The sequence below is a fragment of the Chitinophaga varians genome, assembly GCF_012641275.1.
Lineage (GTDB): Bacteria > Bacteroidota > Bacteroidia > Chitinophagales > Chitinophagaceae > Chitinophaga > Chitinophaga varians_A.
Map to the genome: position 1 here is coordinate 1016448 of NZ_JABAIA010000003.1, position 12150 is coordinate 1028597.

Annotated in this window: 11 protein-coding genes; 10 read left to right on the plus strand and 1 reads right to left on the minus strand. The window is 51.0% G+C overall.

Annotated features, from left to right (window positions below; all coding sequences use genetic code 11):
• The first annotated feature begins 4 nt into the window (after window positions 1-4).
• From HGH92_RS27015 to HGH92_RS27035, 5 genes are all read left to right on the plus strand, one after another.
• Window positions 5-514, plus strand: coding sequence for a DinB family protein (locus tag HGH92_RS27015; RefSeq protein ID WP_168873931.1), 510 nt, complete (start codon window positions 5-7; stop codon window positions 512-514).
• A gap of 75 nt (window positions 515-589) precedes the next feature.
• Complete coding sequence (locus HGH92_RS27020; protein WP_168873932.1) at window positions 590-1264, plus strand: DUF6882 domain-containing protein; 675 nt, start codon at window positions 590-592, stop codon at window positions 1262-1264.
• Between the two features lie 303 nt (window positions 1265-1567).
• Window positions 1568-3127, plus strand: a complete 1560-nt coding sequence (locus tag HGH92_RS27025; protein WP_168873933.1) for an NAD(P)/FAD-dependent oxidoreductase — start codon at window positions 1568-1570, stop codon at window positions 3125-3127.
• Window positions 3124-5001: a hypothetical protein gene (locus tag HGH92_RS27030; RefSeq protein ID WP_168873934.1), complete on the plus strand. Its 1878-nt coding sequence runs from the start codon at window positions 3124-3126 to the stop codon at window positions 4999-5001. Before HGH92_RS27025 ends, HGH92_RS27030 begins: the two co-directional genes overlap by 4 nt.
• An 86-nt stretch (window positions 5002-5087) precedes the next feature.
• Window positions 5088-5831: a GNAT family N-acetyltransferase gene (locus HGH92_RS27035; RefSeq protein ID WP_168873935.1), complete on the plus strand. Its 744-nt coding sequence runs from the start codon at window positions 5088-5090 to the stop codon at window positions 5829-5831.
• Between the two features lie 68 nt (window positions 5832-5899).
• Here HGH92_RS27035 and HGH92_RS27040 read toward each other — a convergent pair whose 3' ends face one another.
• Window positions 5900-6658, minus strand: coding sequence for an SDR family NAD(P)-dependent oxidoreductase (locus HGH92_RS27040; protein ID WP_168873936.1), 759 nt, complete (start codon window positions 6656-6658; stop codon window positions 5900-5902).
• A 232-nt stretch (window positions 6659-6890) separates the two neighbouring features.
• Between HGH92_RS27040 and HGH92_RS27045 the strand changes: the two genes are divergently transcribed.
• The 5 genes from HGH92_RS27045 (at window position 6891) to HGH92_RS27065 (ending at window position 12105) form a co-directional block, all read left to right on the plus strand.
• On the plus strand, window positions 6891-7370 hold the full coding sequence (locus HGH92_RS27045) for a DUF4920 domain-containing protein (RefSeq protein WP_168873937.1): 480 nt from the start codon (window positions 6891-6893) through the stop codon (window positions 7368-7370).
• A gap of 83 nt (window positions 7371-7453) precedes the next feature.
• On the plus strand, window positions 7454-8224 hold the full coding sequence (locus HGH92_RS27050) for a methyltransferase domain-containing protein (protein ID WP_168873938.1): 771 nt from the start codon (window positions 7454-7456) through the stop codon (window positions 8222-8224).
• Window positions 8225-8364: 140 nt separating this feature from the next.
• On the plus strand, window positions 8365-9015 hold the full coding sequence (locus HGH92_RS27055) for a response regulator (protein WP_168873939.1): 651 nt from the start codon (window positions 8365-8367) through the stop codon (window positions 9013-9015).
• Between the two features lie 80 nt (window positions 9016-9095).
• Window positions 9096-11300, plus strand: a complete 2205-nt coding sequence (locus HGH92_RS27060; RefSeq protein WP_168873940.1) for a GDSL-type esterase/lipase family protein — start codon at window positions 9096-9098, stop codon at window positions 11298-11300.
• A 73-nt stretch (window positions 11301-11373) separates the two neighbouring features.
• Window positions 11374-12105, plus strand: coding sequence for a DUF481 domain-containing protein (locus HGH92_RS27065; RefSeq protein WP_168873941.1), 732 nt, complete (start codon window positions 11374-11376; stop codon window positions 12103-12105).
• Window positions 12106-12150 lie beyond the last annotated feature (45 nt).

Below are 12150 nucleotides of genomic sequence, written 5' to 3' on the forward strand. Positions count from 1 at the left end.
CACGATGAAAAGGACAGCATGGTTTGACCGGTCATTTCCGGCTATTACAGACAACGGCGTAATGCCGGACATCATTGAACGCCTCGCGGGCACACCTGCCCGCCTGGAGGAGCTGACCCGCGGTCTGGCGGAAGCGGTATTAGTCAATAAATCCGGAGAACAATGGTCTGTCAAGGAAGAAGCAGGGCACCTCTCTGATATGGAACCACTATGGTCCGGCCGGTTCGATGACTTTGTCAACGGGAAGGCGGAGTTACGTGTGGCGGACCTGACAAACCAACGTACGCATCAGGCCAACCACAACGCGACCGCGCTCGCAGAGCTGCTGCAGCGCTTCCGGGAGCAGCGGACATTGCTGGTGAAAAAGCTGCTCGCACTGGATGAGGCACAGCTGGATAAAACCGCGCTGCATCCACGTTTGAAGACGCCGATGCGCATTATTGACCTGGCATATTTTGTAGCCGAACATGATGACCATCATCTGGCAGGCATCCGGGAGAAGGCATCAGCCTAAAAATTTCTCCACGGCGTCGGTGAAGGTGAGCTGCCAATAACGTATCTTGACACCTGATAATAAAAAAGAAGTAACATGTCTGATTCAACAGCCCTGTCCGCGAAGGACCTTATCGCTCAATACGGCGGTATTGCACTGGATAAACAGAATGATCTGTCAGCCGTTATCGGCGATAACAACTGGACCGTCGACCTCAGCGAAGGGGTGATCAGCTTCGGTGACCAGCTGACGTTCCCTATCCAGATCATGGGCACTTTCTCCCATTCGTCTGAAACCTTCCTCTGGGGTTGGGCCAATACCCAGTCCGACCTCCCGGAAAACCTTTTGCAACAGGCAGCGCAACTAAAAGCCTACGGTGAAGAACATCAGTTGCCTTTGTTCACTACCGGCCAGTTTGAGTGTGCTATCAATGATGTACATTATATCGGACTGATAGCCTCCGGTATGTTTGGCTCCAGCGCCTACTATGTGGCGGATTATGGCAGCGGCGCGCTGCTGGTGACCATCAAAAGTGAAGTGGTCGACAAGGTGCGCACCGACAGCCCGCAACGGGTGTTGACTGTTTTTCCACAGCTGATTTCTTTATTTGAAATGGACCATCAACAGGCGCTGGCCAGCTATCTCAAAGCCAAGGCATTTGACGTGATCATGAAAGAAAAGGAATTGTCTGCCACCTACAACGGCAGTACCATTGTAGCCACGTTCGATGAGCTACACCGGCTCGCAAGCCTCAACGGCCAACTCTCCTAAAATACGGGTCCGGGAAAATTCCCGGACTTTTTTTATGCTGATATAAGGGTATTGTTCCATCATCGTGTATTAGTGGCAGTTAGTTAACAAACACTGGCCCCGCGCAGGCTGTATCACGAATATTTTATGATGATGGAACGTGCTTTTTATTATGCCATACTATGCTGGAAGGCTGCTGTCAGGCTCCTTTTCTTACCATGGTACCTGTTAGCGGTGACCGTGAAATTTTTAGGGAGATGTCTGCCGTTTGTCAACAGGAATAGTGCTGGAAGAAAGTGATGATTCCGCTTAGCTATTTCCGCCATGACAAACAACAAAACAGCCATTATTATCGGCGCCGGCCCTGCGGGCCTGACAGCGGCTTACGAACTGCTTACCCGTACAGATATTAAGCCTATTATCCTGGAAGCATCCGGAGATATTGGCGGTATATCCAAAACCGTCCGCTACAAAGGCAACCGTATAGACATCGGTGGCCACCGCTTCTTTTCGAAGTCAGACCGTGTGATGAACTGGTGGCTGCAAATCATGCCTATCGGCGCTCCGTCCGAACAGGTGCGTATCAGCTACCAGCGGAAAGAACGGACGCTTTCTGTGGCGGCTGAACAAAACACACCAAAAAATCCCGACCTGGTGATGCTGATCCGTGACCGTTTGTCCCGCATCTATTATCAGCGCAAACTATTCCTGTACCCGCTCACCATGTCTGTAAGCACCATCTCAAAGCTCGGCCTGTTGCGGCTTTGCAGGATCATGGTTTCGTATGGGTGTACCCGTGCCTTCTACCGGAAACAGGAAAAAACACTGGAAGATTTTTTTATCAAACGTTTCGGGAAAGTACTCTATAAGACTTTCTTCAAAGACTATACGGAGAAAGTTTGGGGAAAGCCCTGTAATGAAATAGATGCCGCCTGGGGACATCAACGGATCAAAAAATTGTCTGTCTCCAAAACCATTAAACATGCCCTGAAAAAAATGGCAGCGCCCAAAAAGCCGGCAGACATCCATCAGAAAGAAACGGAAACCAGCCTGATAGAACGTTTCCTGTATCCAAAATACGGACCGGGACAGCTCTGGGAAGAAGTGGCGGATCGCATCAAAGCCATGGGCGGGGAAATACACATGCACCAGGAAGTAAAAGGCATCCACCTGGAAGACGGTCGTGTTACCGGCGTGGAAACGGCCGCACAACGGTTTGAGGGGGATTACTGCTTCTCCACCATGCCGGTGAAAGACCTGGTGGCCGCCATGAAAGGCCCTGTGCCACAGCGCGTGCGTGATATCGCCGCTGGTCTGGAATACCGCGACTTTGTGACGATAGGGCTTCTGCTCGATAAATTGGTGATAGAACAACAACATGGCCTGATCAAAGACAACTGGATCTATATACAGGAAAACGATGTCAAAGTGGGACGGTTGCAGATCTTCAATAACTGGAGCCCGTTCATGGTCAGCGACCCGGACCGCGTATGGATAGGACTGGAATACTTCTGCAACGAAGGCGATGAATTGTGGGCCATGGACGACCAGCGCTTTATTAACTTTGGTATCGATGAGCTCCATAAAATTGGTATCATCCGGCGGGAGCATGTGAGAGACAGCACCATCGTGCGCATGAAGAAGACTTATCCCGCTTATTTTGGCACCTACCAGCAGTTTGATGAGCTGCGGGAATATACGGACACGGTCCGTAACTTGTTCCTTGTGGGCCGCAATGGCATGCATAAATACAACAATGCAGACCACTCTATGCTGACCGCCATGACAGCGGTAGACAACATCATACAAGGCGTCGCCAGCCGGGACAACATCTGGGGCATCAATACAGAACAGGAATATCACGAAGAAAAACAGGCAGTATGAAAAAATGGAAACAATACGATTATCTGATCTGCGCGCTGGTATTTGTGCTCGTTTCGCTGATATGGTCGCAGCTCTCCAACTACACCTGGGATGATGACGCCATCAGCCGCTTTCTGAACGTGCAGGACGCCGGCAAACATCCGAAAGAATTTCTTTCCTCCTGGAACAGGCCCTTGTTTGTGGTGTTGTTTTATTTGCCGGTGCAGCTTTTCGGAAGGATGGGTGTGGTGGTAACGATGGTATTGCTGACAGCAGGATCAGGTATTTTACTGTACAGGGCGCTCAAACATAAAGGCGTGCCGCATGCTGTGGTAGTCATGGTTTTCTTATTATTCCAGACATTTTTGTTTGGTATTTCCAGAGATGCGATGACAGAGCCGCTGGCCTCTTTTTTAGTCTGCCTGGGTATTTACTTTTTATACCGCAAACAGTTTGGCTGGTTTGCGCTGGTAGGAGGACTGCTGCCGCTGGCCCGTCCGGAAGGGGTGCTGTTCCTGCCTTTCTGGTTGTTCCCTTTGTTGCAGCAGCGGATGTACCGGTATATTCCTTTGCTGGGCGCCGGCCTGGCGGCATGGGGCCTGGGACTGTTCATATATACCGGCCAACCATTGGCGCTGGTGCAGGAGATGCTGTCCAGCGGTGAGAAGAAGAACCGTTATGGACATGTGGGTCTCACCCATCATATTGGCAAGTATGTGTACGTACTGGGCCCGGTGGCTTTTTTCTTTTTTCTCTGGGGATACCTGGAGCATTTAAAGAAGATGCTGGCTGATTATTTTATCGTGTTGCAGTTTACCGTTGGATTTCTGATCTATGTCATTTTCGCGGTGTATATGGACCTGGGACAGTCGGGCGGCGCCTTGCGCAACCTGATCACACTGGCGCCTTTTGCAGCCGTGATCTGCGTGTATGGTTTTAACTATTGGTGGGACATGTTTACAGTGCCTGCCGTTACAAAAAAGAATGTTAGGCCGGCGAGGCCCCGCGACCGCAAAGAGTTATGGGTATTCGTAGTGTTTATCCTGCTTGTGGCGTGGCTGAGTTTTACGAACGAATTGCATTTGCGGCAGACATATAACCCTGACAAGAAAGACTATACGATATTTAAAGCATTGGTGGTATGCTGTCTGCTGGCTGTTTTGCCGGTGTTCTCCAAAAAGAGAAAACCCCCGTATGGCATAGCTGCCGCGTTGTTGGTGTGGCAGGTGTTGTTTACGCTGTACTACGAAAATCCTGACAGTCATGGTAACCAGGAACGAGGGGGCATGAACGACATGACCGCCTTTGTGGGGAGTGGGCCGTTGCGGCAGCAGAAAGTGTACTGCAACCATCCGTGGTATTTCTGGGCTGCGGGGCGCCATCCTAATGACACTGTGCACACCGGTAGCATATCGGCCGCCGGCAAAGCGGCGATGCAGCCGGGGCAGCTGGTCATCTGGGAATCGCACTATACCGGTGAGAACTATACGAATATGCCGGTCAACGTCTTCCTGAATGACAGCACTTTTGCGCCTGTGTATGTCATACAGAACCGTGAGAGAGAAGCCCTGGCGGTGTTGTTCGTGAAGTTGTGGCCGCAGCCTGCGGACAATGACCGTTTCTTCGCCTCGCTGATGCAGGCATATCCGAAAGAAGAGCGCCTGTTGTATTTCAAAGGCGTGTATGAGCGTGACAGGAAGAAGGACGTGGCACAGTCAATAGCTGATTTTACCGCCGCGCTGGCGCTGAAACCCGCGGAGCCGGACGTGTATCTGGGCCGCGGTGTCAGCTGGCTGATGCTGAACGACCGTCCCAAAGCCTGTCAGGACCTGCAACAGGCCGCGATATTAGGTTCGCAGCAGGCGCCTCAGTTACTGAAAACATATTGTAAGTAGCCGGTAAACTGGACTACCGGTCCGTTTAATACTGGACTACTACTTGCATTGGAGAGACTGCTATTTTTGTAGTCTTATCTGGAGAAATGGAACAAGAAGAAAAACATATTATCGGAAACCTGTTTGAACATTGGGCGTACGTAGGGGAGCGGGCGGGACTGCTCACTACGGCGCCTTCCTATAAAGCCATCATGCCGGAAGGATCTGACTGGCCGCGGCGTGTATTCGATGTACAAAATACAACGGCACTGACGGAAATATCCACTCAAATCAAAGCGGGGCTGTTGCCCGATGCGGTCACCTTTACGGCATCTGTAGCCGAAGCTTTCGGACCACAGCTGGCCGCAGCAGGCTTTCAGCCTAAAATGACATTGCAGGGCATGATCATCTATCTGCGGGAAAACCCGCCGGGAGCGTGTTCTGACAAGATCGTTTTCCGGTTGGCGGAAAGTGAAGCAGACGCTCACACCTTCGCCACTATTGCAGCAGGCTCTTTTAATTATCGTGTAGACGGCGCCGTAGTGGCCCGTTTGCTTGGACAGGAAAATAAAATCAAAGTCTTTACCGGCACGGTTGATGGCGCTCCGGCATGTAGCGGGCTGATATACTATGATGAAGCCGGTAATGCCGGACTGCATTTTATCGGTACGCTGCCGGAATTCAGGGGCAAAGGCCTGGCCGCTGCGATGACAACGCGGTTGCTGCAGGAATGTGTGGAAGACGGCAGGCGTTACTGCGTGCTGCACGCTTCCAAAGCGGGGCTGCCCATTTATACCCGCCTTGGCTTTGAACCAGTGAAAGAGGTGATCACTTACGCACATACTATATAAAACCAATAATAAGAAGAAGGCTTCCCCCGTCTGAGGGAAGCCGTTATCTGAATGGGTTAGTAAGACAATTATCTGGCGGAAGAACCACCGTCGATCACATACTGGGCGCCGGATATAAACTGGCTGTCGTCAGATCCGAGGAACAGCACCAGTTTGGCGATTTCCAGCGGTTGTGCATAGCGCCCCAGCGGAATACCGGCAGCAAACATTTTATGCATCTCTTCCCCTTTGCCCGGCTCATAGCCCTCTTCAATGGAGCGCATCATCCGGTTGTCTACCGGTGACGGGTGTATACTGTTAACACGTATCTTACGGGGAGCGGCTTCCAACGCGGCTGTCTTCATAATGCCAAGGGTGGCATGTTTGCTGGTCGTATAAGCCACGAAGTTAGGCGATGCGCCAAGACCGGCCACAGAAGAAGTGATGATCATACTGGCACCATCGTTCATTTGCGGCAGCACATATTTACAGCCCAGGAAAACACCTTTGACATTGACGGCCATCACCTTGTCAAATACATCCTCAGGGAACTCGGTAATGGGTTTTACTACGCCTTCAATACCAGCGTTGTTAAAGAAAATATCAATCTTTCCGAACTTTTTGACGGCTTCCCGGGCATATCGCTCCACATCGGCGGCGACGGTAACATCAGCTGTAACATAGGCTGCATCAGGGCCCAGCCCGGATACCGCTTTTTGTAAAGCGGATTCGTCAAGGTCTACCAGTATTACCTTGGCACCTTCTTCAATGAATAATTTTGCGGTCGTCTGGCCGATGCTTCCTGCTCCGCCCGTGATAAGGGCTACTTTGTTTTCCAATCGTTTCATGACAATATATTTTTAAGATAATACCATCTCGACAAATAACAACAACAGGAATAGCAGTGTGTAGGAGGTAAATAAGCCCGCGGGGTAGTTTTCGATGAGGCAAATATACAACATAATGCCAGGGGCACAGGGCAGTTTACCGGAGTTTTAACGTTTTTGTAAGATATGGGAATAATAGTCTATGGTAATTGTCAATAGTTCTTTCTTATCTTAGTACAAAACCTATTTGAACATGAAATACAAAGTAATGTTGTGCGCACTGTTAATGACAGCCGGTCTGGCTGCGACAGCACAACCCCCGAAAGGAAAAGCGACCCTCAATACCACTTATGGTGCCGGTACTACGGCAGCCGGCGCTATAGATGCGTCCAAACTCCCTTCCCTGTTGAATAACGACACTGGTAAAGTTGCAGTGAAAATCAAAGCACAGGTGCTGGACGTATGTCCAAAAAAAGGATGCTGGATGCAGCTGAAAGTAAATGACAGCACCACGGCGTTTGTGAAGATGAAAGAGTATGCCTTCTTTGTTCCGCTCGATATCAAAGGAAAAACCATTGTGCTGGACGGCGAAGCCTATCAGCATATTACCTCAGTGGAAGAATTACAACACTATGCCAAAGACGCCAGGAAGCCGCAACAGGAGATCGACGCCATTACCGCGCCCAAAAGGGAAATAAGATATACCGCCAGCGGCATACGGGTAGTGGAATAAGAACAACCGCCGGTGGTATATACCGGCGGTGGAATAAAAATCAAAATAGCTATATGCAGGACAAAGCCTCAAAAAGGGCTACCATGCCAAAAGGAACGTCCATTATCCTGGACGACAGAACATTACAAACCAGTTACGCGACATTGCTGCCATTGTTGAAACCCGGTATGCATGTGCTGGACGTAGGTTGCGGTACCGGTGCTATCACCGCCGGCATCGCAGACATTGTAGGAGAACACGGAAGCGCTACCGGTATAGACGCCAACGAACACCTGATCGCTAAAGGACTGGAAGATCAAAAAGATGTGGCCAACCTGCAACTGCTCACGGCTGACCTGTACACCTGGCAGCCCCACAGAAAATATGATGTGATTGTTTCAGCACGGGTATTACAATGGCTGAATGATCCGCTGGCGGCGCTGCTGCGCTTCCGCGAATTGCTGGTGCCCGGCGGTTATGTGTCTATCCTGGACTATAACCATACAAAACTGGAATGGGACCCCGCCCCGCCGGCCAGTATGCAGCGCTTCTATGATGCCTTCCTCCGGTGGCGCGCAGATGCGGGAATGGACAACAAAATAGCGGACAATCTGCCGGCACTTTTTGAAAAAGCAGGTTACCGCAATATCCAGTCCTATAACGCAGATGAAAAGTACAGCAGGGCGGAAGCCGGCTTCACCAATAAGGCGGCCATCTGGTCAAAAGTGGCGGAGCTGAGAGGCCCGCAGGTGGTGGAACACGGGTTCATCTCCGAAGCTGAAAGACTACAGGCCATCGAAGAATATGATGCCTGGACGCTCCAGTCGGCGCAGTCCATGACCATGAAGCTGAAAGACGTACAAGCCAGCCTTTAACAGGGCTGATCATGATAATAACGGCCCGCCGGTAACACCGGGGGCCGTTATCTTTTTATCTACTGGTTTCCCGGTATTTTTGGTGCTGACCCTTCTTCATGTAAGGATATTGTAGCATTTTTACAAAAACTGTAGTGCCCATGTCGCTGATGAATGACAATATCGTCCTCGCCATTGTTGATGACCATCCTATCGTGATCGAAGGATTAAGGACGCTCCTGAAAGAAGAACCGCAGATATCCATTGCAGGCAGCTTTACGCGTGGCAAAGACTTCATGGACTTTTTACAACACAACAGAGTGGACCTGGTATTGCTGGACATCATGCTGCCCGACACCAGCGGAATGGACCTTTGCCGGGATATAAAAAAGCTGTCGCCGGAAACAGTCGTGCTGGCGTTAAGCAACCATACCGAACGCAGTATCATCCTCCAGATACTACAGAATGGGGCCAGCGGCTACCTCGTAAAGAACGTCTCCTCCACGGAGTTGCTCAACTGCCTGAAAGAGGCGCTGAAAGGAGAGATCGCTTTCAGCAGGGAAGTAAAGGAAATTATTACCCGTCCTTCACAACATGAATTCAAACAGGTACCTGCATTGACCAAACGGGAAAAACAGATATTGCAATTGGTGTCACAGGGCAAAACCACGCCTGTGATGGCGCAGGAGCTGAATGTAAGCCCGTTGACCATCGAAACGCACCGCCGTAACCTGTTGCAGAAATTTGATGTGAAAAATGTGGCGGAACTTATCATGGCCGCTGTTCAGCATAAAATGATCACCGGGTATTGACCCGTGCCCCTTTCTTCTGTTTATTCGGCAGTATGCATAACAGAATTTTTTTTCTACTTTGTACGCGCTGAATGCTACGTATGAAGAACTTTCCATTTTTATCCGGATACTCCCGGTGTATAGCAGTATTCCTGCTATTATGTTTACCCGCTGCAACATGGGCCCAACGTTATGTATCGCTGGAAGGCGCGCCTTTGCAGAAAGGCAACCCTGTAGAAAAAGACGACCTTGTCCATCTCGTCAGGCAACCATTGCTACAGTTGTTTCCCGCCAGCCACAGACCGGCGAAAGGCACGGTGTTACTGTTCCCCGGCGGCGGATACGAGGTGCTGGCCGTTAAGTCGGAAGGAAGCCTGACTGCCGCCTTTCTCAATAAACTCGGATACGATGTGGCCATGCTGGAGTACCGTGTGGCGGCAGGCCCGGATACCCGCAAGCTCGCGCTGGCAGACGCCCTGAAAGCCTGGCAGCTGTTGCAGGACAAAGCCGGTAAACTGGGGCTGCATAATAAAACACTGAGCATGATGGGATATTCCGCCGGCGGGCATCTGGCTGCCAGCGCCATGCAACAGCTGCCACTGGCAGCCCAGCCACATAACCTCCTGCTGATATATCCGGCCTATCTCCACGAAACGCGTCCCGGCTCCGTATATCCGGCAGTGTTACCGCCGCCGGTGCTGCACTCCCGGCTCTTTACCCTTATCGCCAAAGATGACAACCAGGAGTGGGTCAACAGCTGCATACAATATGGCAAGGTCTGGAAAGGCTACGACGGCAAAGGCCGTTACGAACTGCTGCCCGACGGTGGCCACGGCTTCGGCATGGAGAAGCCATTGCGCGGCGCTGCGGCAAATTGGCCGGCATTGTTACAGGCCTTCCTGGAAAAACCGGACACCCTGTCATCCGGTGTGAACACGGCTGCTGTGCCCACAGAAGGGGACAACCATAAACGTCACGACCAGAAGTTGAAGGAAGTCGCCTCCCAACAGTACGACCTGATCATGATCGGCAATTCCATCACCCATAACTTTGAAAAGACAGCCTATCAACCGGTATGGAACCAGTTCTTTGCGCCCCGCAAAGCGCTGAACCTGGGCTTCAGCGGCTATCGGACAGAGAATATCCTCTGGAACCTTGAACACGGTGAGCTGAAAGGACAGTCACCGAAAGTGGTGACGCTGGAAATAGGTACCAACAATATCGATGAAAAAAATTACCCGGTGCGTCATACCGCCGGCCAGCTGGCAGGCGGTATCAAGGCTATCGTGCAACTGCTGCGCGAAAAATTACCTGATACAAAGATCATCCTGCTGCGTTGTTTCCCGGGCAGCTATGACGGGCCTAATCCCACGTCGCACCGGATGATACTGGACCGGGCATCTGAACTGGTGTCCAAACTGGCAGACAACCAGCATATATTTTATTGCGATGTAAACCATGTGTTCCTTAACCTCGATGGCACCATCCGGCAGGACCAGATGCCCGACTGGCTGCATCCCAGCCCGGCCGGCGCCCTGGCCTGGGCCAAAGCCATGGAACCGCTGTTGTCACAACTGATGAATGATCACAGCCGGGACACCGCCTTGCCGGCGAATACGGCCATTATCCCCGTCCCAAAACTGGAAAATGACAGCTACGACTGGTGGGCCAGGCATACGGAAGTGTTACGCATAAAGGATTCCATCGATCCTGAAATTGTCATGATCGGCAATTCCATCACCCATTTTTTTGGCGGCTATCCCTTACTGAGGAGCGCCGACGGGCAGCTGCGTAAAGCCAATGGCCCCGAAGCCTGGGCAGCATTGTATGGCAGTCATCGGGTACTGAACCTGGGTTTTGGGTGGGACCGGACACAGAACGTATTGTGGCGGCTGGACCATGGGCAGCTGGACGGGCTGCATCCCCGCACCGTGGTGCTGTTGATCGGTACCAACAACACCAGTCAGACCAATAACGCCCGCGCCAATACGCCGGCGGAAATTGTGGAGGGCATTGCCGCAGTCTGTGGCCGCATCCGTTCCAAAGTGCCTCAGGCTAAAATTGTGCTGATGGCGATTTTCCCGCGTGAGCAAAAGCCCGATCATCCCCGCAGGGCGGTCATCAATGAAACCAACCGGTTGTTGGCAGCATTTGCGGCAAAGGAAAATATTCGTCTTGTGGACATCGGCCCGAAAATGCTGACGCCGGACGGAGTCGTGCTGAAGGAAATCATGTATGATTTCGTTCATCCGACAGAGAAAGGCTATCAGATCTGGGCAGAAGCACTAAAACAGGAAGTGTTTTAATGGCAGACACGACAACTTCGGGCACGTTAATTGTTGCGGCATAAACCACCGCTAACATATTAAGAAATTGATTATGAAGAGAATAGTTACCCTGATTGTTGTCCTGCTGTATGGTTATACCGGTTTTGCGCAGTTTAGTGATTCCACGCACTATCTGGTGAAATATGCTTCAACAGGGTCTATTAACCGCACCAACGATGGTAACTCTTATTTGTTGAATAATAACTTCGGCTTTAAAGTCAGTAAGAAAAAGGTCTCGCTCAATGCCGGGGCCAGTTATGTGTACGGTAAAAACAATGCATCGCTGACCAACAATGACGTAGCGGCAGCAGTGGATTTTAACCTGTATACCGATACGGCCCAGATTTATTACTGGGGATTGGCCAACTACGACAGAAGTTATTCCCTGAAGATCAATAACCGCTTCCAGGGCGGCGTAGGGGTTGGTTATGACCTGATACGCCGTCCCAATGCCATACTGAATATTACGGACGGGTTGCTGTTTGAAAACAGCGACCTGTTCCTGCATGACACCATTCAGGATATCTACAGTACCGTGCGTAACTCCTTCCGGGTACAGTATAAATGGACCATCCGCAATATGATCGTGTTTGAAGGCAGCAACTATTTTCAGAATTCATTGATGCACGGGGACGACTATATGATCCGGTGTGTGAACAGCATGTCTATCAAACTACGCAGCTGGCTGAGCCTCACCGCCGCGATGACATACAATAAACTGAACCGTACCGACAGGGAAAACCTGTTGTTCAACTACGGCGTCACTTTTGAGAAGTATTTCTAGCAGGCTAAAATACCAGCATCCTTCAGCAATTTGCTATCAACAATA

Bases quoted from the DNA above. Each gene is read 5' to 3' on its own strand.
- HGH92_RS27015 (WP_168873931.1), top strand. From the start codon at position 5: ATGAAAAGGACAGCATGGTTTGACCGGTCATTTCCGGCTATTACAGAC.
- HGH92_RS27020 (WP_168873932.1), top strand. From the start codon at position 590: ATGTCTGATTCAACAGCCCTGTCCGCGAAGGACCTTATCGCTCAATAC.
- HGH92_RS27025 (WP_168873933.1), top strand. From the start codon at position 1,568: ATGACAAACAACAAAACAGCCATTATTATCGGCGCCGGCCCTGCGGGC.
- HGH92_RS27030 (WP_168873934.1), top strand. From the start codon at position 3,124: ATGAAAAAATGGAAACAATACGATTATCTGATCTGCGCGCTGGTATTT.
- HGH92_RS27035 (WP_168873935.1), top strand. From the start codon at position 5,088: ATGGAACAAGAAGAAAAACATATTATCGGAAACCTGTTTGAACATTGG.
- HGH92_RS27040 (WP_168873936.1), bottom strand. From the start codon at position 6,658: ATGAAACGATTGGAAAACAAAGTAGCCCTTATCACGGGCGGAGCAGGA.
- HGH92_RS27045 (WP_168873937.1), top strand. From the start codon at position 6,891: ATGAAATACAAAGTAATGTTGTGCGCACTGTTAATGACAGCCGGTCTG.
- HGH92_RS27050 (WP_168873938.1), top strand. From the start codon at position 7,454: ATGCCAAAAGGAACGTCCATTATCCTGGACGACAGAACATTACAAACC.
- HGH92_RS27055 (WP_168873939.1), top strand. From the start codon at position 8,365: ATGTCGCTGATGAATGACAATATCGTCCTCGCCATTGTTGATGACCAT.
- HGH92_RS27060 (WP_168873940.1), top strand. From the start codon at position 9,096: ATGAAGAACTTTCCATTTTTATCCGGATACTCCCGGTGTATAGCAGTA.
- HGH92_RS27065 (WP_168873941.1), top strand. From the start codon at position 11,374: ATGAAGAGAATAGTTACCCTGATTGTTGTCCTGCTGTATGGTTATACC.